19 protein-coding genes are annotated in these 21,322 nt (G+C 62.8%); 11 read left to right on the top strand and 8 right to left on the bottom strand.

From position 1 onward, the window contains the following. Nucleotides 1-51: 51 nt before the first annotated feature. Both B2246_RS27165 and B2246_RS27160 read right to left on the bottom strand, forming a co-directional pair. On the bottom strand, nt 52-573 hold the full coding sequence (locus tag B2246_RS27165) for a DUF2271 domain-containing protein (RefSeq protein WP_008641531.1): 522 nt from the start codon (nt 571-573) through the stop codon (nt 52-54). A 27-nt stretch (nt 574-600) separates the two neighbouring features. Then, on the bottom strand, nt 601-1,272 hold the full coding sequence (locus B2246_RS27160; RefSeq protein WP_286882665.1) for a PepSY-associated TM helix domain-containing protein: 672 nt from the start codon (nt 1,270-1,272) through the stop codon (nt 601-603). A gap of 370 nt (nt 1,273-1,642) precedes the next feature. Between B2246_RS27160 and B2246_RS27155 the strand changes: the two genes are divergently transcribed. After that, the gene (locus B2246_RS27155; RefSeq protein WP_286882666.1) at nt 1,643-3,202 is read left to right on the top strand and encodes a methyl-accepting chemotaxis protein; all 1,560 of its coding nucleotides are present in this window, start codon (nt 1,643-1,645) and stop codon (nt 3,200-3,202) included. A 187-nt stretch (nt 3,203-3,389) separates the two neighbouring features. Here B2246_RS27155 and fliD read toward each other — a convergent pair whose 3' ends face one another. From fliD to B2246_RS27140, 3 genes are all read right to left on the bottom strand, one after another. Further along, the gene (gene fliD, locus B2246_RS27150; RefSeq protein WP_008641527.1) at nt 3,390-4,853 is read right to left on the bottom strand and encodes a flagellar filament capping protein FliD; all 1,464 of its coding nucleotides are present in this window, start codon (nt 4,851-4,853) and stop codon (nt 3,390-3,392) included. A gap of 209 nt (nt 4,854-5,062) precedes the next feature. Beyond that, nucleotides 5,063-5,761 carry a TetR/AcrR family transcriptional regulator gene (locus B2246_RS27145; RefSeq protein ID WP_008641526.1) on the bottom strand — a complete coding sequence of 233 codons (699 nt, stop codon included), beginning with the start codon at nt 5,759-5,761 and terminating at the stop codon, nt 5,063-5,065. A gap of 8 nt (nt 5,762-5,769) precedes the next feature. After that, complete coding sequence (locus B2246_RS27140) at nt 5,770-7,188, bottom strand: carotenoid oxygenase family protein (protein ID WP_241227832.1); 1,419 nt, start codon at nt 7,186-7,188, stop codon at nt 5,770-5,772. Nucleotides 7,189-7,421: 233 nt separating this feature from the next. Here B2246_RS27140 and B2246_RS27135 point away from each other — a divergent pair, with 233 nt between their 5' ends. Then, entirely contained in the window at nt 7,422-8,495 is a 1,074-nt protein-coding gene (locus tag B2246_RS27135) for an NAD(P)-dependent alcohol dehydrogenase (RefSeq protein WP_008641520.1), read from the top strand. A 192-nt stretch (nt 8,496-8,687) separates the two neighbouring features. Next, the gene (locus B2246_RS27130) at nt 8,688-9,383 is read left to right on the top strand and encodes a response regulator transcription factor (protein WP_286882667.1); all 696 of its coding nucleotides are present in this window, start codon (nt 8,688-8,690) and stop codon (nt 9,381-9,383) included. A 40-nt stretch (nt 9,384-9,423) separates the two neighbouring features. Here B2246_RS27130 and B2246_RS27125 read toward each other — a convergent pair whose 3' ends face one another. Beyond that, complete coding sequence (locus tag B2246_RS27125) at nt 9,424-9,945, bottom strand: universal stress protein (RefSeq protein WP_286882668.1); 522 nt, start codon at nt 9,943-9,945, stop codon at nt 9,424-9,426. A 236-nt stretch (nt 9,946-10,181) separates the two neighbouring features. Between B2246_RS27125 and B2246_RS27120 the strand changes: the two genes are divergently transcribed. Next, nucleotides 10,182-10,604 (top strand): Lrp/AsnC family transcriptional regulator, encoded by a 423-nt coding sequence (locus B2246_RS27120; protein ID WP_008641514.1) that lies wholly within the window; start codon nt 10,182-10,184, stop codon nt 10,602-10,604. 19 nt (nt 10,605-10,623) lie between these two features. Here B2246_RS27120 and B2246_RS27115 read toward each other — a convergent pair whose 3' ends face one another. Then, nucleotides 10,624-10,992, bottom strand: coding sequence for a hypothetical protein (locus B2246_RS27115; protein WP_029308768.1), 369 nt, complete (start codon nt 10,990-10,992; stop codon nt 10,624-10,626). 461 nt (nt 10,993-11,453) lie between these two features. On the opposite strand from B2246_RS27115, the gene B2246_RS27110 reads away from it, so the two are divergent. The 5 genes from B2246_RS27110 to B2246_RS27090 all read left to right on the top strand — a co-directional run bounded on the left by B2246_RS27110 (nt 11,454) and on the right by B2246_RS27090 (nt 15,616). Then, nucleotides 11,454-11,759 carry a hypothetical protein gene (locus B2246_RS27110; RefSeq protein WP_286882670.1) on the top strand — a complete coding sequence of 102 codons (306 nt, stop codon included), beginning with the start codon at nt 11,454-11,456 and terminating at the stop codon, nt 11,757-11,759. 825 nt (nt 11,760-12,584) lie between these two features. Then, complete coding sequence (locus B2246_RS27105) at nt 12,585-13,067, top strand: tripartite tricarboxylate transporter TctB family protein (protein WP_286882671.1); 483 nt, start codon at nt 12,585-12,587, stop codon at nt 13,065-13,067. Between the two features lie 5 nt (nt 13,068-13,072). Beyond that, the gene (locus B2246_RS27100; RefSeq protein ID WP_008641503.1) at nt 13,073-14,614 is read left to right on the top strand and encodes a tripartite tricarboxylate transporter permease; all 1,542 of its coding nucleotides are present in this window, start codon (nt 13,073-13,075) and stop codon (nt 14,612-14,614) included. Nucleotides 14,615-14,791: 177 nt separating this feature from the next. Continuing rightward, the gene (locus B2246_RS27095; RefSeq protein WP_286882674.1) at nt 14,792-15,181 is read left to right on the top strand and encodes a nuclear transport factor 2 family protein; all 390 of its coding nucleotides are present in this window, start codon (nt 14,792-14,794) and stop codon (nt 15,179-15,181) included. A 102-nt stretch (nt 15,182-15,283) separates the two neighbouring features. Continuing rightward, complete coding sequence (locus B2246_RS27090; protein WP_008641501.1) at nt 15,284-15,616, top strand: hypothetical protein; 333 nt, start codon at nt 15,284-15,286, stop codon at nt 15,614-15,616. Between the two features lie 12 nt (nt 15,617-15,628). On the opposite strand, the gene B2246_RS27085 is transcribed toward B2246_RS27090, so the two are convergent. Beyond that, nucleotides 15,629-16,024 (bottom strand): CzcE family metal-binding protein, encoded by a 396-nt coding sequence (locus tag B2246_RS27085; RefSeq protein WP_286882675.1) that lies wholly within the window; start codon nt 16,022-16,024, stop codon nt 15,629-15,631. 387 nt (nt 16,025-16,411) lie between these two features. Between B2246_RS27085 and B2246_RS27080 the strand changes: the two genes are divergently transcribed. Both B2246_RS27080 and B2246_RS27075 read left to right on the top strand, forming a co-directional pair. Next, the gene (locus B2246_RS27080) at nt 16,412-17,665 is read left to right on the top strand and encodes an Hsp70 family protein (protein ID WP_008641498.1); all 1,254 of its coding nucleotides are present in this window, start codon (nt 16,412-16,414) and stop codon (nt 17,663-17,665) included. Nucleotides 17,666-18,133: 468 nt separating this feature from the next. Beyond that, complete coding sequence (locus tag B2246_RS27075) at nt 18,134-21,271, top strand: autotransporter outer membrane beta-barrel domain-containing protein (protein ID WP_008641497.1); 3,138 nt, start codon at nt 18,134-18,136, stop codon at nt 21,269-21,271. Nucleotides 21,272-21,322: the final 51 nt, after the last annotated feature.

Below are 21,322 nucleotides of genomic sequence, written 5' to 3'. Positions count from 1 at the left end.
CGTCAGGCTCCGGTCAGATCAGTTCAATGCGTTTGCGGTGATTGGCGCGGCTCACGGCTTCAGGTCGAGAGTCACGCTGCCGAGCTCATGCTCGCCCTTTGCGCCCGCGCTTTGCGCGGCCTTGGGCGGCCATGCGAACGGCACACGCACGAGTTCGCGTCCGCCCACTTCGCGCGCGGCTTCCACCACGAGCTGGTAATCGCCGGCTGGCAGCTTGCCCAGCGGCGCCTTGCCATCGCTGAACGTCAGCGCGTGCTCGCCGGGAGCGCGCGTGGCACCCGATACGCCATCGGCCGGAAGCTGCATGTCGCGGCCGGCCTTGCGCCACCACTGCCGCATGTCCTTGAGCCACTTCGTGCCCTGGCTTTCCTTGTTCTTCGCGTCGTACCAGACCGCCAGCGTCGTCACCGGACTCTGGTCGGCACGCTCGATCCACATGGATACGTAGGGACGGTGGTACTCGGCCACGTTCAGGCGGGGAATTTCCACCTTGACGTTCATGTCGGCGGCCATGGCGGGTGCCAGCGGCGCTGCGGCAAGGCCGGTTACGGTGACGGTCAGGAGTCGGCGCATGTCGAAACTACCTTTCTCGGTTGCAAATCAGTGAATGAACAGGATGGCCAGCAGCAGCGGCACAACGAGCCCCGCGCCCACCAGCGGCCAGGTGGCCATGCGGCCCCCGGCATGAAGCTTGAGCAGGAACAGCCCGGTGACGCTGAAGATCAGGCAGGCCAGGGCGAATATGTCGATGAACCAGCTCCATGCATGGCCCGTGTTGCGGCCCTTGTGCAGGTCGTTGAAGTAGGAAATCCAGCCCCGCGATGTCACTTCGTACTGGACCTCGCCATCTTCGAGCGCAACGCTGAGCCAGGCATCGCCGCCGGGGCGTGGCAGGCCAACGTAGATCTCGTCGGCGGACCATTCGGCCTCGCGTCCTGCCGCCTCGATATCCATCGTCTTCGACAGCCAGTCAGCCAGCACGCGCGGCACCGGTCCCTTCTGGTCCTTCTGGTCCTTCTGGTTTCCCGCCGATGCATTCGCGAGCGCGGCGCGCTTCAGCGCGTCCAGCAGTTCGCGCGGCGCGGTCTCGTGGCGCGTGACGACCGAAGGCGAGGCCTCGATCTGCCCCGCGTGATTGAGCGTGAATCCCGTGACGGCGAACATCAGCATCCCGATCAGGCAGATCGCGGAACTGATCCAGTGCCACTGGTGAAGATGCTTGAGCCAGAAGGCGCGGCGCTGCTGGCTGGAAGCTGGCGTGGATTCGGTCATCGGGGATGTTCTGGGCAAGCGTGATCTGGCGGAGAGGCTGCCGCATCGGCGGCATGTCGAAGACGCCACACTCGCGCGGGAAAAACGAAGGAGATGGTAATGGTTCTCATTTAAAAGAACAACCACTTGAAGGCTTCGGACCGGGCTCGTTGATTACGGTTCGTTACGCGGCACCCTCAAACCTCTTGCAACGTGCTGCATGGCAGAAATCAAAGCGGCGCGCGCATCACTATTACCTATCAGTGGTATTTCCCGATCAAGTTTGACGATGACGCCGCCGTTATGGCCGGTCAGAGAGGACGCGCGAAGACAAACCATACAAAGACCCGAAAGCGCCCCAATCAACAACCGATGTGAACGGAGGATAAGGATGTTGCATAACCTAAGCCTGAGAAAGAAGCTCATGCTGCCGCTGGTGCTGAGCTGGGTCTGCCTGCTGGCCATCACGCTGTGGAACGCATGGCAAATGCGAGAACTGCGTCAGCAGGATCGAGAGTTGACGCTGCAACAGGTCACCGACACGGCCAACTCGGTCGTGGCCGAGTACGAAGCCATGGCGCGCGCAGGCAAGCTGAGCACCGAGGAAGCCCAGAAGCAGGCACTCGACCGCGTGCGAGTGATGCGTTTTGGCGGCGATGGCTACTTCACCGTGATGAGGTCCGACGCTATCGTTCTGATGCACGCGATCAAGCCCGAACTCGATGGCAAAAACATGTCGGAGATGAAGGACCCTAACGGCGTCTATCTGTTCCGCGATATCGCACGGATCGGCAAGACCGCCGGCAAGGGCTTCCTTGAGTACGCCTGGCCCAAGCCAGGCGCCGAGGCGCCGCAGCCCAAGCTGAGCTATGTGCTGAACTTCAAGCCGTGGGACTGGAACTTCATCGCCGGTTTCTACATGGATGACATCCAGGCCGAGTTCCGCGCGTCGCTCTGGAAAGCGCTCGGCTGGCTGCTGGGCGTGGGCGCGCTGATGACCGTGGTGATGGTGCGCGTCTCCGCCAGTCTGCAGAAGCAGCTTGGCGGCGAGCCATCGCTGACCTCGGAGATCGCCGCGCGCATCGCCGAAGGCGATCTTGCTTCGCACGTGAACGTGGCGCCGAACGATCGGGAAAGCGTGCTGTACAACATGCAGCAGATGCAGGGGCGGCTGACTGGAGCCATCGGCCAGATTCGCGGTTCGGCGGACGCGATCGCAGGCGCCGCCAAGCAGATTGCGGCCGGCAATGTCGACCTGTCACGCCGCAGCGAGGAACAGGCAGCATCGCTCGAACAGACCGCGGCCAGTATGGAAGAGCTGACCGGCACGGTTCGCCAGAGCGCTGACAACGCCCGTCAGGCGGCGCGGCTGGCCGAAGGCGCATCGGAGATCGCTGTACGCGGCGGAGCGATCGTGCACCAGGTGGTGGACACGATGGGCGAGATCAAGGCGGCGTCCAGCAAAGTGGTGGACATCATCGGCGTCATCGAGGGCATTGCATTCCAGACCAATATCCTGGCGCTGAACGCGGCGGTGGAAGCCGCTCGCGCCGGCGAACAGGGACGCGGCTTTGCGGTGGTGGCCGGCGAGGTGCGCAGCCTGGCCCAGCGTAGCGCCACGGCGGCCAAGGAGATCAAGGGATTGATCGACAACTCGGCGCAGCGTGTCGAGGATGGCTCGGTGCTGGTCGAAGACGCGGGCAAGGCGATGGGAGAAATCGTCGAGGCTGTGAAGCGCGTGACCGACCTGATGGGCGAAATGCGCGCAGCCACTGAAGAACAGACTGGCGGGATCGAGCAGGTCAACCAGGCAGTCTCACAGATGGACCAGATGGCGCAGCAAAATGCGGCGCTGGTGGAAGAAGCAACCGCTGCCGCGGCCTCGCTCGAGGATCAGGCCGATGCACTGCACCGTGCGGTCGGCCAGTTCAGGCTGGCGGGTGCGCTATAGGAATGGCCTTTGGGGGAGCACGGCGCACGCGCTTCAGATGCGGGCGGTTCGCTCCTCTCTCCAGCCTCGCGGGAGCAGGGAACACCGATGGAACATGCTGACGACGAATCCCTGCCCGCTTCCTCGCAACAAAAAACGCCGCCCACGAGGGCGGCGTTTTTGCATCGATTGACGACTCGCTGACAGGTTACTTGCTGTTCGTGTTGTTCATCGCCGAGAACTGCTGGGTCAGGTAGTCCTTGGTGCGGTTCATCTGCGAGACTGCCAGGTCCAGCGCCTGGAACTGCTTCTGGACGCGCTTGATATTGGCATCGATGTGCTCCGACATCGAGTCATAGCGCTTGCCGAGATCCTTCACGCTCTGCTCGATACCCTTGGTCGCGGAGGTCAGCGGGCCGTTGGTACCGGTCATGGTATCCACCGCTTCAGACAAGCGGCGCGCGATCCCACCCTTCGTGCCGTCGCCGCCGAACAGCGCGGTCACGTCAGCCAGGTTTCCGGCCAACGCGGCATCCAGCTTCTTGGTGTCCACCGACATCGTGCCGTCCTTCTGCAACGTCACGCCAAGCTGGGCCAGCGTTGTCGCGGCGCCATCGCGCATCCCGGCTTCAGGGGTGTTGAGTACCGAGCGCAGCGTCGACTGGATACCGCGCAGCACGCCGTCACCGGTCAGAGCCGCCTTGGTACCGCTCTTCACGTCGAAGGCAGTCAGCTGCTTGGCGGCCGTCTGGAGGTTGTTGTAGGCAGCGGCCAGCCCCTGCACCGCAGCCTTGATACTGTCGAGGTCCTGCGTCAACGTCATCGACGTGGTGCCCGTCTTCTTGAGCGTCATCGTGACGCCCTGCGCGGCATCGGTCACCACATTGCTGGCGCTGGTGATGGCGATATCGTTGATGGTCAGTTGTGCATTCGTGGCACGCACCACTTCCTTCATGCCGCCGGCTTGCGGGCCGGCCACCGGATCGTATCCAGCAAGCGCCTGCAGTTCCGGTGACGAACCGGTGATGCGCATGCTCATCGCCTCGCCGGTCTTCTCCGAATTGAGCACCAGACGATAAGGTGTGCCGCTGCCGTCGTTGATGATGCTGGCCTTGACACCCATATTGGCCTTGTTGATCGCATCACGAATACCTTGCAGCGTCTGGTTGCTGCTGTCGATCGTCACGGTCTTGGCGGAGCCCGCGGTCGGCGTGAACGTCGGGTTCACGTATGTGCCGTATGTCGGCGATGCCGGGTCGGCGTCGTATCCGCCCGTCACGCCGAACTCGAAGGTCAGCGTGCCAGTGCCGATGACCGAATCCTGCTTGAGCTGGCCAGCGCCCGCCAGGGATTGGGCCTGTGCCAGGCTCTTGACGTTTACGTTGTAGTTGCCGGAAACCGCATTGGTGCCAGTGGCGACGGTCATCACATCGCTGTTACTGACCTGCGCCTTGACGGCGCCGAACGTATCGAGCTTGGCAAGCGAGTTGGCGGAAGCCTGGAAGGCCGACAACATGCTCTTGATCGTGCCATATCCGGATAGCTTGGCCTGGTAGGCCGTATTCTGGGTCTCCAGCGCCTTCAGCGGCAGGCGTTCCGCCGTCGCAAGCTGATCCAGGAGCGTACCCAGTTGCATGTTGGAGCCAATGCCGAGGAAATCGAGTGCAGCCATTTTCTTCAGGTCCTTCGCCGTGCGTAACTTCGATGTGATTCACCCAGACAGGCAAATGAATGTCTTTACATCCAAGGTTTACGGCGCTCGAAAGTGGCTCTTTAGCGTTTTTCGTACAAAGACGATACAAAACAGATACACAAAGGGCGGCAACGGGTCGAACGTGAGTGCTCGCTCACACGCTATGGCTAATACGGAGGGGGACGTCTTCAGACGTCGCCTGTGTGCTGAAGCGCAGCCAGACAGAAGGTGGCGACGGTATCCGCCATCTGCTCGACGGCCCCGGGGGCCGCCGAAATGGCCCGGAAGCGGTCGTGCGTGGCCGTCAGGGTGGCCAGACCATGCGCGGCCGTCCAGACACAGAACGCCAGTTGTTCATGTGTCAGCGCGCCGGGTTCACGTCCGCCCAGACATGCAACGACGGTTTCTCGCACCCGATCGAACGAACCGGACGAGGCTTCCTGAAGCTCGGGATATTCGTCACGGCGTTCTATCGCCGGGCCGAACATCAGGTGAAAGCGCGCCGGGTACATGTGCGCGAATTCGGCGTAACCGACCAGCAGCGCACGCAGCTTGTTGGCCGGGGTATCGCGCGGAATCAGGCGCGCGCGATTGCCCTGGAAGGCGCCCAGTTCCCGGAACGCCTGCGCAGCGATGGCCGCGAGCAGGCCGTTGCGGTCCTGGAAATGGTGTGCCGGCGCGCCCGGCGACACGCCGGCCAGCTTGGCGGCTTCGCGCATGCTCATCGCCGCGATGCCTTGCGTATCGAGCAGGTGGAGTCCCCACGCGATCAGCGAGGCACGCAGGTCGCCGTGATGCCATTGTCCGGCGGGCTTGGTCGTGCCACCCGCCACCTTGCGCGTGCCGCCCTTGCGCCCGCCGTTCTGTTTCGTGCCGCCTTCGTTCATCCCTCTCGCTATCCCGCTACCCAGTTGCCATGGAAGCCGAACGGCACGCGCTGCGGCAGCTCGACGGTTGCCAGCGGACCGCGCGCGACATGCCGCGCATCGAACACCAGCAATTCGCTGCATTGTGCCGCAGCCCGCCACACCACCGCCAACAGCCAGCCATCGCCTTCGCCGCCGGGAGCGCCATCATGAGCGCCACCACGCGGCGCGATCACCGGCTCGGACGTGATATCGCCCGGCGGCAGCCAGTAGGCGTCGCGCGTGCCGTCCTGCATGTCCAGGTGCATGATGCCGTTGAGCGCGCCTTCGCCGTACTCGGGATGCGACGCGGCGAACCATCCGTGACGATAGCGGAAACCCGAAACGCGGTCGTCGATGCGTGGAAACTCCCCCGCCGTATCGTCGAGCCGTTCGGCGGTGAACCGGCGTATGTCCGACGCAAGATCGAACGTCCAGCGCGTCAGGTACGCCTGCTGCCGGGCGGGATCTCCTGGCGATCCGTCGGCGTGGGGGAACAGGGGTGGTTCGTCGTAGACCATGACGTCCGCCAGAATGCGTTGTCCCCCTTCGCCTTCCTCCCACGCGTTCATCACATGGAACACGTAGCAGGCGGGGCCCTCGAACCACCGCACGTCGTCGGCGCCGCCACCACGCGGCAGGATGCCGATCATGGCGGGCTTCTCTGGCTCCCATGCATAGCCAGGGCCGCCGCGCTCCACGCGTGCAAGGCTGCCGGTCAGCGGCAGCACGGGGATCAGCAGATGACCCGGCGTGGCCATGAAGTCGTGGATCATGCTCGGGTACGGCGCCTGCAGACGCGCGTAATGCGTCAGGCGGCCCTGTGCATCGATTGCGCCAACCTGCACGCCCGGCGTGAGCTTGCCGTCGGCGTTGTAGCCGAAGAACAGTAGTTCGCCAGTGCGGGGGTCGGTCTTCGGATGCGCGGTGAACGGCCCCTTCAGCGGGCCATATTCCATATAGCCAAGCGTGTCGATCGCTTGAGGCGTCACAGCGGTTGGCAGGTGCGCTTCCTCAAGCGCCAGCAGCGCGCCGCCGTGCCAGATGATGTTGGTATTGGCCACGCCGCCATCGCTGCCCGACCACTCCGGCGCATCGGGCAACTTGCCGGCGAAAGCGCGGAATAGCGGACGCCCGGCACGATCCTCGTCACGCCACTTGGGCGTCCGCACCCAGCGGTTGCGGTAGGACACGCGCCCATCGTCGATGGCAAACACATGCACCATGCCGTCGCCACCGAACCAGTGGGCCTCGGGCTGCGGAAAGCGTGGGTTCGGGCCGATGCGATACAACGTGCCCTGCAACCCCGCTGGCAACACGCCACGCACGGGAAGATCGCTTGCATCGACTTCCTGCGTGACGGGCGCGAAGTTATCCACCTCACCCATGTCACCCGCTGCACCTTCCACTTTGGACAAGCTATCTTCCATGCGCGCCCCCATAACTAAACAGTGAATAGTTTGAGAAGTATCGGTGGCGAGTGCCCAGACGTCAAGGAAGGATTCGGCGAAGGCCGCTGACCGCACATTCCCCGACTTTGACGAGTGTCAATTCTCTGCCGCACCTGCCTGGCCTAGACTGACTGGATCACCGCCCGCGAGGCTGCGGGCGGCCTTTCAGGCCAACCAGAAGGAGTCTCGACATGGCAGGCATGCAAGCTGCGGTTTTTCAGGGGCCCGGCAAGATCGTGCTACAGGAAAAACCGATCCCGGCCGTCGGCCCCACCGACGCACTGATCCGCATCACCACCACCACGATCTGTGGCACCGATATCCACATTCTCAAAGGCGAGTATCCGGTAGAGCGGGGTCTGACGATCGGTCACGAGCCGGTGGGCATCATCGAGAAACTCGGCAGTGGCGTGACCGGTTATCGCGAGGGTCAGCGCGTCATCGCGGGCGCGATCTGCCCCAGTTTCTACTCCTACGCGTGCCAGGACGGTTGCGCGTCGCAGGACGGACAAGCCCACTCGCACGGCTACAAGCCCATGGGCGGCTGGCGCTTCGGCAATACGATCGACGGCACCCAGGCCGAATATGTGCTCGTGCCGGACGCGCAGGCAAACCTCGCGCCCATCCCCGACGGGCTGACCGACGAACAGGTATTGATGTGTCCCGACATCATGTCCACGGGCTTCTCCGGCGCGGAGCACGCCAATATCAAGATCGGCGATATCGTTGCCGTGTTCGCGCAGGGTCCGATCGGACTGTGCGCGACGGCTGGCGCCCGCCTGCGTGGCGCGTCGCTGATCATCGCCGTGGATGGGATCGATGACCGCCTGAACATCGCTCGTCAGATGGGTGCCGATGTCACGCTGAACTTCCGCAATACCGACGTGGTGCAGGAGATCCTGCGCATTACGGGCGGCCGTGGCGTCGACGCGTCGATCGAAGCACTCGGCACGCAGTCCACCTTCGAATCGGCCCTGCGCGTGCTCAAGCCCGGCGGCACCCTGTCGAGTCTTGGCGTCTATTCCAGCGACCTGAAGATTCCCCTGGACGCCTTCGCGGCCGGTCTGGGCGATCACCGCATCATTACGTCGCTGTGCCCGGGGGGCAAGGAAAGGATGCGCCGGCTCATGAACGTGATCGAAACGCAGCGGATCGACCTCGGCCCGCTGGTCACGCACCGCTTCAAGCTTGCCGATATCGAGGCCGCCTACGACCTCTTCGGACACCAGCGCGACGGCGTGCTCAAGGTAGCCATCACGCCTTGACGCCCGGCAGGCGCCCTGCCTGCCAAACCCGCCAGTTCCACAAGCCTGCCCCGGGCGTGTTACGTGACACGTAACACGCCCGGGGTTTCTTTTGGCGTGCCGGCGCGGCTTTTACGTGCCCGCGCATATGGAATGCTTCTTGCGGTCTGATTGCTCGCAGTCAAATAACTACAGAAACAAAGGGGAGCAATCATGAGGGCAACGGTGGTCGAATTTCGCCCGCTGGTCGGGCTTGGCATCCAGCGGATTCTCAATCGCATTGCAGACGTGGACGACAGCAGCGTCATCACGCCACGGCCAGAGACCCCGTGTTCTCTGCACGGTACCGAGTTGCTGGTGCTTGGCGCCTTGCCGCGCGGCGCCAATATCGACATGCACCAGTTGCTGGAAACCGCATCGGCCGTGCGCTGCGTGCTATTCCTGGCGCATGGCGGTGAAGTCCAATGGATGCCGCCCAACCCGTTCGCGCCGCTGTTGTCATGGCTGCCCGAACACGCGAGCGCCGTTGAGATCGAATGTGCGCTACGCGCCCTGATTGCCTGTGCGCACGCCGGCATTCACGCGCTGGCGCCAACTCTGCCGATTGCGCCGGCTACGCCGATTGCCGTGCCAACGCCGGTAGGCGTCCACGGCAGCACACGGGTGCCGGCATACATTTGCGAAGCGCGGCTGCTCAGGCTGACCCTGCGCCAGTACGAGGTGCTCGTGCTGCTGTCGCGGGGACTCTCGGTCAAGTCCATCAGCAGACAACTACGTATCTCCATCCCGACCGTGAAAAGCCATACGTTGCAGCTCTATCGGCGACTCGCGGCCAAGAACAAGTCGGAGGCGGTCTTCATGGCGCGCGAGAAGGGCGCCGCACTGGCGACCGTCTCGTCCGATCCATGACACCCGTTACCGCTCAAACGATGACATGCGTGTCATGCGTCTACGGATACACGACCAGCATCGGCCGGGCGTGACGATGCGAAGCCGGCAGAACGGGTGGCAAGGGTTGGCTGGTGAGCGCGCCGCTTGCTCCAGCCGACTTCACCACCGTCACGGGCACGGAAGTCTTGCGCATGATGCCCGAGGCAAGTCCGGCGCCGAAGCATGCCTTGATTCTCGACCACAGGTTCACGCCGATCACGATGCCATCGCAGTTCAAAGCCGTCGCCGCGCTAGCCACCGCTTGCGCCGGGCTGCCGACGCCAATCATCGCGGTATAGCGCACGCCGGAGTCGTCGAGGATATTGCTCGCCTGCTCCAGCGCGCACTCACCATCCTGCGATTCCTGCTCGCGCAATGCCGCAAGCGAGTGAAAGGCGCTGGCCCGCGAATGCTCCAGCGGCGGTTGCACGTTCAGCAGCACCACCTCGGCCACGCCGCTCTCTCGATACAGGAACGCCGCATGGCGCACCGCGTCGAGCGCGCATTCGGAGCCATTCACCGGCACTAGTATCTTGATCATGATCTCCTCAGTCCATCCATATCCCTGACTCAAGGGTAAGCATGTGCTTATAGATATCGGATCAAAGGATGGCTGCCCGCAGTAAAAATCCTGTCAAGATTTTCCCGCCGCTGGCCGACCTCATCCCTCCTGGATCGCTCATCTGCCATGGCTGAGCCAAATTGCATGCGGACGATGGGCAGAGATTGATTCTCGCATTACACTTTGCCCAATCAATGGGGCAATCCGCCAGAGTCATGGACGATACCGATCGACAACTCATTGCCTTGCTGCGGGATGACGCTCGTATGCCCGTGGTAACGCTTGCCAGGAAGCTGCGCGTGGCGCGAGCCACGGTGCAGAACCGTCTCGCAAAACTGGAGAGCGAGGGGACGATCGTCGGCTACACGATCCGGTTGCGCCCCGAGGCAGAGGCGTTCCGCATCCGCGCCATCATGAGCATCGAGATCGAGGGCAACCACAGCGAGGACGTGAGGCGTGAATTACGCGGTCACCCGAACGTCGTGGCGCTGCACACCACCAATGGCCGCTGGGACCTGATGGCCGAACTGCGCGCGGATACGCTGGAGGCATTCGACCGCATCCTTAGTGCCATCCGCCTGATCCCAGGCATTGCCAATACGGAGACCAGCATCCTGCTTTCGACACTGAAGCTATAGGTGCCTGCCAGACCCGGCCTCAATCCACTGCCTCGGCAAGCGCGGCGTCGAACATGGCGGCGGTCAGTCCAAGCAGCAGTGCAATGGCAGACGCGATAAACCAGCGTACGGTCCTGCGATACTCGGACACCTCGTCGTCCTCGATGCGCAACGCGCGGAACAGCGACAGAATCTGGAGCGCCACGGCGGAGACCAGGCAAAGCGCGGCGAACAACGCGCGGACGCTCCACTTCCCGGGGCTCTCGAAGCCCCAGAAACGCCAGAAGGCCAGCGAAAAACCCAGCAGCACCGTAATAGCCGTGATGATGCCCTGGCGATAGCCGGCCGGCACCATCTGCGGTTTGGGGCGGCCAACGGCGTCATCGGCGTCTTTCACGGACTCAGGCATTGATGGCCTCCAGGATTTGCGTTGGCCTAGTTGCTTGATGCCCTGTAGTCTAGCCCGCGCAATCGCCATGAGCGGCGCTCCCATCTTGTCGGATCAGACTCTGCCACTGCAGCATCGAACGCGCGGCCGTGCCTTCGCGTACACCGCCACGGGCAGGCTCCTGCCTGATGTGTAAATCGGTTTGACTTCGCGGCCTCCGTGGCAGATTGTGAGGAAGGCCGAGCTCCCTCCCTTGCGCGGAACCTGTACGTTCCGCTCACCCCCATCCCTGACACACAGTCGATGCTGGCGCTGACTGCCGGCCATCCTTTTGTGGATGGCTCGAAGCGTGTTCAGTCGAAGCAGCAGTCACGTCCGCGTCGCGCAGGCCAGTATCCGTGGAAGGCGCCGTCCCATCCCAGCATTGCTGCAGCAATCGCTGCGGCAGGTCGTCGCAGTACGTCGTGAAGAAGGAGCTGCTGATGCATCCCAGAGCCTACCTGCCCATCACTTTGGGGCAACCGCTGGCTGTCGGCGCCATCGCGCTGATTGCAGGCGCTGCCGCTTACGCCCAACCCACGGCCACACCGGAGCAGAAGTTCCCGCCCGGCTATCTCGAAGCCGTCTCCACCGGCTACGAGAACGGCCAGACCACCACCTCGCCATCGCCGCCCGGCCAAGCCGTGACCGGACCGGCGGCACCACTGTCGCAGGCATCGTTCCTCGTCCCGCCAACACAGGCGACAACGACGTCCACCCAATCTCAGAAGAACAAGAAACACCACTGAAGGTAGTGTGAAAGATCGATGCGTTCCGGCCAGGGGCGCATCGACGCAGGTAGACCTTTCCGTATCACGCAAACCCTGGATCCCGCATCACGGGCGCCGAATCCCAAGTAATCCATCGCATTAAGAATGTCTTTCCCGCGATAAGGATTCGGGCAACGGGCCTTGTCGCCTTGCGATGTAGAACGTGCCGCCGATCGTTTCTGGTCAGTCAGTGTCTACAACGCTGAAGGCTAGTTCCAGAAGAACCCGGCCAACACGTACACCCTTAGCCCTAGAAGTTCCCGGAAGCCCAATCGGCGGACTGATCTACACCGAATACGTCTGTGCCCGCAAGCCACCTGCCGAAGGGGAGACAACGGGTACTGGTGCATGGCTAAATGACGCCATCGTGAATTGACCCCACGATGCAAGCATCTCGCCCGCGATCCCCCGATTTCGCGGGCGTTTTTTTTGCCATTTTTCTGTCAATTCAAATTGACTTATCACAGATACAACCCAACCCGTCACTGCCTGATTTCCTTTTTTCCGACAATACGGAAAGCCCCCTAGGGATTTCACTGAGTTCGGCGCAAAAGACTCTTATACATCACAAGATGATGTTTCCCGAAAGGTTCGCGCAAGGCTAACGAAAGGCGATTGGAAGACGCTCCTTATAGATTCCCCCAGATCCAACGAGCCGCCGGTTCCTGCCACCAGGGTTCGCGGCCGTTGGCATTCTGAAAGGTAGGAGGAGAGCATGACCAGTCGATGCAGCGGCGTCCGCGCAGTTGAAGCGGACAGAGCCGAAGGACAGCCCGTGTGGCGCAACCAGAGCGGGGCCATCCGATGAGCCACGCCAAAGGATTCAAGAAGGACTACTACGGCGGCACGCTGATGGCACTGGTCGGACTGGCTGCCGTAATGGCCGGTCTGCAATATCACACCGGCTCGCTCAGTCACATGGGCCCCGGTTTCTTCCCGGTAGCAGTGGGCGCGCTGCTGGCATTCGTCGGCGTCCTCATCGCCGTCTCCGCCCGCAACGACGAGCCCAAGGAAGACAAACCCTCCGGTCACGGACACAGCCACGCTGCGCCGGACGTGCGCGGCACGGTTTGCATCGTGCTGGGCACGCTGGCATTCCTGCTGTTCGGCAAGTACGGCGGCATGATTCCGGCCACGTTCGCCATCGTCTTCATTTCCGCGCTCGGTGATCGCAACAACAGCATCAAGCAGGCGTTCCTGCTCTCCATTGCCATGTGCGTTATTGCGGCGGTGGTGTTCTCGTGGGCGCTGCAGCTGCAGCTTCCGATGTTTACGTGGGGGGCGTGAGTACCATGGTTTCGAATGCATTACATGATCTCTGGTTCGGCTTTGGGGTAGCGTTCCAGGGCAGCAACCTGATGTGGTCGTTCTTCGGCGTGCTGGTCGGTAACCTGATCGGCGTGCTGCCAGGCATGGGCGCGCTTTCAGCTATCTCGATCCTGCTGCCGCTCACCTACGTCATGCACCCGGTGCCCGCCATCCTGATGCTGGCAGGTATCTTCTACGGCTCGCAGTACGGTGGGGCGATCGGCGCCATTCTGCTGAACCTGCCTTCGCACCCGCCGCACGCGGTGACCTGTATCGACGGGTACCCGATGACCAAGGCTGGCAAAGGGGGCACGGCGCTGGGCATCACGATGATCTGCTCGTTCTTCGCCGCGTCGGTGGGCATTCTCGTGATGATCTTCGCGTCGCCGCTGCTGACGACCATCGCCTTCAAGTTCGGTCCCGCCGAGATCTTCTCGATCATGCTGCTGGGTCTGCTTGCCGGTTCGACGATGTCGCGCGGCTCTCCGCTGAAGGGCGTGGCCATGACGCTGTTCGGCCTGCTCTGCGGCGTGGTCGGCACCGACGTCAACACCGGCACGTTCCGCTTCGCGCTGGGCATTCCGGAACTGAGCGATGGTCTGGAACTCGTGGCCATCGCAATGGGCCTGTTCGGGGTGGCTGACTTCATCCTGAACGTGAACCGCATGACCGCGGTGACCTCCAACGCCAAGCTTCGCATTCGCGACATGCGTCCGAGCCTGGCCGAGCTGAAAGAGGCCTTCTGGCCAATGGTGCGCGGCACTGGCGTAGGCACGCTGTTCGGCGCGATGCCGGGCACGGGCCCGACGATCACGACGTTCGTGGCCTACGCGCTCGAACGCAAGATCTCCAAGACGCCCGAGAAGTTCGGTACCGGCATGATCGCTGGCGTGGCAGCGCCGGAAGCGTCCTCGCACTCGAAGACGCAGGTGGACTTCATCCCGACGATGAGCCTGGGCATTCCGGGCGACGCCGTGATGGCGCTGATTCTTGGCGCGCTGATGATCCAGGGCATCGCCCCGGGTCCGCAGCTCATCAGCGACCACCCGGACATCTTCTGGGGCCTGATCGCCAGCTTCTGGATCGGCAACGTGATTCTGATGATCCTGAACGTGCCGATGATCGGCGTGTGGGTCAAGCTGCTGCAGGTGCCTTACCGCTACCTGTTCCCGTCGGCGATGTTCTTCATCGCGGTGGGCGTGTTCAGCACGCAGAGCAGTCTGTTCCAGATCTGGGAAGTGCTGGCCTTCGGCCTGATCGGCGCCCTGCTGATGTATCTGGAGTTCTCGGTCGCACCGATCCTGCTCGGCTTCGTGCTCGGACCGATGGTGGAAGAGAACTTCCGCCGCGCCCTGCTGCTGTCGCGTGGCGACTTGGCCGTGTTCGTGGAGCGCCCGATCAGCTGCACGTTCGTGGTGATCTCGGCGCTGCTGCTGGCTGGCGTGACGTGGTCGGCCTGGCGCAATCGCGGGCCGAAGAAGACGGCCATCCAGGTGCTGGAGTCGGAACTGGCAGTCAACGAGTAAGCCAGCCCATCGGCTTCGCAGTAACTGATGCGGCCGGATGCCTTCAGGGCATCCGGCCGCTTTCTCTTTTGGGCTGCCCAACTCCATTTTGTATGCAATTTACGGATACAATACAACCCGCCCGCGGACCGACGGCGAGGCGTTTCCGAACAAGCAATACGCACTGGAGGACACAGCATGACGAACCAAGCCATCCCGGCCGAATACCTGGCCGCCCTCGAACCAATCCAGCACTATCTGGAGGCGCACCGTACCGGCCGCGCCGAGTACGTCCGCAAGGCTTTTCATGCCGATGCCCGCATCATCTCGTTCCGTGACGGCGCCCTGCATTCGCTGACCGTGGAAGAATTCTCAGCCCGCTTCCAGGGCGAACCCGCCGCGGACGAAGCGCAGCGCCGGCGCTTCATTGCCAGCTTCGACGTGGTCGGCAATGCCGCTACCGCCAAGGTCGTGCTGCATTACCCCGAGGTAACGTTCACCGACTACATGAACCTGCTGCAGATCGACGGCGTCTGGAAGATCGCGAACAAGACGTTCAGCGCAGCACCGAAGGCGCCAGCGCAGTAACGCCCCGGGGGGCGTAACAAGCCAGTCGAAATCGGCACATTTTCCCGCCGGGGCCACCTAGAATAGGTTCACACCGGCCACGGAAACTGGGAGGGAATCGCCATGACACGCCTGCTTTCGATCTGGACGCTCTGCCTTGGCCTGGCGCTGGCCGGCTGCACCTACTACGGCTACCCTCCCGGCACGGTGCCCGCCAGCTACGACCGTTCGTTCTTCGCCGCCGCCGATGCCATGCGCGATCAGGGTGTGGCGATCGCGGTGCAGAACCAGGTCAGCGGCGAGATTTCCGGCGACCGCGGCGGCGTTCCGGTCTCGGCCTGGGTCCGCCAACAGCCAGACGGGAGCGTGAGAGTGCAATTCAACGCCAACGACTCCCGCGACCCAGACCTGGTGCACCGCATCTCGCAGAGCTATGACCGGCGCATGGGACGTTGATCCGGGCGCGGTTCAACCCGCGCGATAGATCTCGCTGGGTTCGATGAACACGTAGACATCGCGCGCCTGCGGGACGCCGGGCATCAGCACCGCGAGGTTCATGGCGCGGCCGTTGATGGATTGCAGGAACGTCCAGCCGACGGTACGTCCACCCGCGCGAATCGCCACCGACTCGCCGGATGCAACGGTCAGACGCTTCATGCCGGGCACCACATCGATGGTGCGGGTCACCGTATCAAGGGCAGTCTGGGAGCCAAACAGCGCGCTGTCATGGGAAAGGACGGGGGAAAGGACGGCGGGGGCTGCGGCGCTGTCGGCAGGAACCGGGGCGGGGGCGCTCCATGCCAGCGCGGGGGCGAGCAGAAGCGCTGCGGTAAGCAGGGAGACGGTGTTGTTCTTCGTGGTCATGATAGGGATCTTGACCTTGCCCCGGATGGCAGTCCGCGGCAAGGCTGGCTTCGCCGGATTCTTGCCGGGCTGCCGATCGGGCTCTGTCAATCAGGGGCGATGCAGTCGTGGCACGGAGGGGCGATGTCTCCGTCGGGCTTCAGGATGTCTGGTGTCAACCCAGGTGACAGAGTAGCCCCATCTCATGAATTCATAAAATGACTTGATTTCACAAAACCAAGTCATTTTTTTCCGCTCATTGCGGCATACGCCACATGAAATGGGCCGCGCAATCGCATCGCGCCCGCATTCATACCCACCGCAAGGAAAACCAATACAATAGCGCCCCGCGCGGCGGACGCCCCTGGCTCCGCCTCTCCTTGCACCTCTGCCCTCATCCGGAATTTCATGATCGCAAACGCATGTGGTGTCGACTTCGGCACGTCCAACTCGACCGTGGGCTGGGTTCGCCCGGGCGCATCGACGCTCCTGTCGCTCGAGGACGACAAGGCGACCCTGCCCTCCGTGATCTTCTTCCATGCGGAAGACCCGCTGGTCAGCTATGGCCGCGCGGCACTGGCCGACTATCTGGCCGGCTACGAGGGGCGCATGATGCGTTCGCTCAAGAGCCTGCTGGGCACGTCGATGATGGATGACAGCACCGAAGTGATGGGCCAGGCCATGCCTTTCCGCAAGCTGCTGGCGCACTTCATCGGCGAACTCAAGGGCCGCGCCGAACGCGCCGCCGGCCGCGAGTTCACCTCGGCCGTACTGGGCCGACCGGTGCATTTCATCGACGAGGATCCCGCCGCCGACCAGCTTGCCGAGGACACGCTGGCCGAGATCGCCCGCGACGCGGGCTTCCGCGATATCGCGTTCCAGTACGAGCCGATTGCCGCAGCCTTCGACTACGAGGCCGGCATCGGCGGTGAAGAACTCGTGCTGGTGGCCGACATCGGCGGCGGCACGTCCGACTTCTCGCTCGTTCGCCTGTCTCCGGAGCGCGCCCGCCACATTGACCGCCGCGACGACATCCTCGCCAATGGTGGTGTGCATATCGGGGGGACCGATTTCGACCGCGCTCTGAGCCTCGCCAGCGTGATGCCGATGCTGGGCCTGGGCAGTGAGCTTCGCAACGGCAAGGCCATGCCTTCGGGCCAGTACTTTGACCTGGCGAGCTGGCACACCATCAACCTGGTTTACACACGCAAGGCCTGGTCGATCGTGATGGACAACTACCGCGATGCCGCCGACACCGTGAAGCTCGATCGCCTGATCCGGCTGATCCGCGAGCGCGCGGGCCACTGGCTGGCAATCCAGGTGGAAGCCGCCAAGATCGCGCTGTCTGCGGAAGCGCAGACCGTGGTCGACTTGGCCCGTATCGCGCCGGACACCACGCTCGCCATCACTCGCGAGACCTTCGACGAGTCCATCGCCAAACTGGTCGACAAGACCGCCACGACGGTGCAGGGCATGCTCAAGACGGCTGGCGTCAAGGCCGAGGCCGTCGACACGATCCTGTTCACAGGGGGCTCCAGCAGCGTGCCGCTGCTGCGCGAGCAACTCGCGCAATTGCTGCCGGGCGCGCGCCGCGTGGAAGGCGACCTGTTCGGCGGTATCGGTTCGGGACTCGCGCTGGACGCGCTGCGCAAGTTCGGCTGAGCGCGTGTTCGCCGCACACGATGAAGTACACGCCTGCCGGGATTGGGCGAGATCGATTGCTTTCGATACTTGCGTGTCCACGTCCAGCAGGCTGGATTACTTGGCATCGCCGACCGTGGTGCAAACCACTTTTCCGCGCTAGCCGTAGCGCCACATCAGGCGCTCCACGGTACAACGATCCACGGGGACGTCCCCGCACTGGAGTCGACGCCACACCTTGTCGGCACGGTAGACCTGCATATTGGCTCGACCCCGCGTATCCCTCGGTGCCGGTCGATAAAGTCCTTCAAGACTTGAGATGCCACGAATAATTTAATGTGGTGATCTTAATGTTTCTTTAATCATCTAGCGCAAGAGCTGGCGGATGCACTAGTGTAGGAATTCTGGCATCCATTCTCTGGATACCAGCACAATGCGCGGTTGCGATACAAACCCGCAAGGTTACGCCTTGGGCTGGGAGGTATTCCTATGCTGGACAATACGCTGCACTTATCCCGATGCGCTATTCGTCAGCGGCAACCGCGCACACGTCGGCTCTGGCCACTGGGTACTGCGATATCCATCCTCTATGGCGTCGTTCCGCAGACGCTGGCGCAAACCATTGGCCCCGGGACCGTGACCTCCACGGTCAACGTCGGTAGCGGTACGACCACAATCGTGGGTGGTACATCGGTGACACCCGGTGGCACGGCTGCGCGCGTTACTGGCGGGACCCTCGTTGTGGATCCCAGCGCAGGGCCTTCTCCTGGCCCGGTGGTCCTCTCCGCCACCGCGTTCAACGCGTTTGCCATCTATGCGACTGGCGGAACCGTCAACCTCGGAACGGGCGGCATATCACTGTCAACGACGGGCGGCGCGTCCGCCGCGTTGTGGACGCAGAACACCAACACTTCGGCAACCTCAACTGGGGGCCTGAGTATCCATACGACCGGCGGATATGGCAATGTGAGCGGCGTACCAGTTGGCTCTTACGGCGCAGTGGCAAGCCATAACAGCAGCATCTCGCTGACAAATGCTTCGATTCTTACCGAAGGTTTGGGTGCGTCGGGCGCATACGCGTATGGCAGTCGCATCACGCTGAATAGCGTCACCATCGAAACGCGTGGCGGACTCTATTCGGATGCAACCGGCACCTACGGCGCTTACGGAGTCATCTCCAACGTGCTCAACGGCATCCGTGGATCGGTCTCGATGAATGGGGGCAGCATTCTCACCGCTGGCGGTACTGCCTACGGTTTGTTTGCTATTGGCTCGGACATTTCCGCGGCCAACGTCACGGTCAATACCAGCGGCAGCAACGCCTACGGTATCTTTGCGATTACCGGCTCCACGATCTCCGGCACTGGTCTGACCGTGACGGCAACAGGACCCTCTGCGTATGCAGTCTATGCGAATTCTGGGTCTACCATCACCTTGCAAGATTCGAGCTTCAAGACGACCGGAACCAGCGGCTATAGTCTGCTGAGTTATGGCCCCAACTCGCTCGTCACGGGCAAGAATGTCATCGTTACGTCGACGAATACCAACGCGCCTGGCGTTACCGCGTGGGGCACGACAAACACAGACGTCGTGCGTGTCAGCCTGACCGGCGGCTCCGTGCAGACCGAAGGCAATGGCTCATACGGCTTGTATGCGCGCGGCGCGGGGGCGCGCATCGACATTGACGGCACGTCAGTCACGACTACGGGACCGTCAGCCATTGCCGCCCGCGTGAATAACGGTACGCTAAACGCTACCAACGCCACTGTACAGGCAATGGGTACGGACGCTGCGGGCCTTGTCCTCAGCAGCGATACCGGCTTCACGGCAACTGCCACATGGAATGGCGGAACCTTGAGCAGCGCCCAATCGGATGCCATTGCGGTCAGTGGCGGAACCGCGCAGGTCGCGCTGAATGGCACGACGGTTACCGGCGCTCCGAACTGGCTGCATGTTTTAGGTACGACGACCCTTTCCGCAGGTTCGCTTCTCGCCCCGGATAACCCCACGCTCGTCGTGAACACATCGCCGACCGCCATCCCTGGGGCCGGCGTGCTGCAGACGCTAAGTAGCCCCGTGGCACCCATCAGCAGTTCGGTCACCACCGCCAATATCATCGCGTCTGGCGCGGTGCTGAACGGTGCAGCACTGACCGAGGCCGGCACCACGTCTAAGGTGTCACTGATCCAAGGGACCGTCTGGAATCTGACCGCAAATTCCAACGTGACCACGCTCACCAACGACGCGAGCCAAATCCTGTTCGGAGCGTCGACGGCTGGCGTCTTCAAGACGTTGACTGCAAACAGCTACACCGGGGCAAACGGCTTGATTGGCCTGAATACGTACCTAGGTACCGATGGATCGCCGTCAGACCGGCTCGTGATCGACGGCGGCTCGGCGACAGGCACAACGCGGCTGCGTATTGCCAACGCCGGCGGACCAGGGCAGTTGACCCAGGCGGACGGCATCCTGGTCGTTGACACGGTCAATGGCGCGACCACACTGCCTGGCGCATTCTCACTCGACGGCCGCGCCGTGGCTGGTGCCTACGAGTACCGCCTGTTCCGTGGCAACGCCGACGGTACCAATACCGACGCCTGGTACCTGCGCTCCGAGGCAAACCCGGTACCACCGGCACCGCCGACGCCCCCCTCTCCCCCCGAACCGCTCTATCGCCCCGAAATCGCAGCCTATCTGGCCAACCAGCGGCTGGTGGGCGAGATGTTCGTACACAGCCTGCATGACCGCTTGGGCGAGCCTCAGTACGTCGAGGGCCAAGGTTTCAATCCCGATCAGGACAAGCCCCGTTCGGGATGGCTGCGCGCGGTGGGCAACTGGCTGGGCAGCAAGAGCGCAAACGGCATTTTCACCGCCCGCACCAACACCTTCATGATGCAGGGCGGCGCCGAACTGGCCAAGTGGAAGATCTTCGGCAACGGCGCCGACCGCGGCCACCTCGGCCTGATGGGCAGCTACGGCTACGCCAACACCAACGCCAACGCACAGAACAACCCGTTCAGCGCCAAGGGCACCGTCGAGGGCTGGAGCGTGGGTGGCTACGCCACGTGGTATCAGAACGACGAGAAGAAACTCGGGGCCTACGTCGACACCTGGCTGCAGTACGGCTGGTTCACCAACCACGTCGATGGGCAGTACCTGCCATCGGTGCGCTACAACGCGCAAGGCTGGGCCGCGTCTGGCGAGACCGGCTATGCGGTGCCGCTGCGCAATGACTGGGTCATCGAGCCGCAAGGCCAGTTGATCTATGTCGGCTACAACGAATCCGACATCACCGAACCCAACGGTACCAACGTCACCGGCGCCAACTCGCACGGCTGGATCACCCGGCTTGGCGCGCGCTTTCATCGTACGTTCTTGCGCGCTGACGACCGCAAGATTCAGCCATACCTGACGCTGAACTGGTGGCACACCAGTGTGTCCAGCAGCATCTCGTTCAACGACCTGCCGCTGGGCAGCATGTATCCGAGCAACCGCTACGAGGTGAAGCTCGGTGTGAACGCGGATCTGGGCAAACGCTGGACAGCATGGTCCAACGTGTCGGGCGCCTGGGGGGCGCAGAGCTTCTACCAGTACACGCTGCGCGCCGGGATCAAATATGCCTGGTGAGTGCTGATTCCTGAAGCTCAAACAGGAACGCGTCGGCATAGTTCTCGGCGG

The organism is Cupriavidus sp. UBA2010 (assembly GCF_002335265.1).
Classification (GTDB): domain Bacteria; phylum Pseudomonadota; class Gammaproteobacteria; order Burkholderiales; family Burkholderiaceae; genus Cupriavidus; species Cupriavidus metallidurans.
Note: the sequence above shows the minus strand (reverse complement) of the source record. Positions and strands in the feature narration are given on the sequence as shown.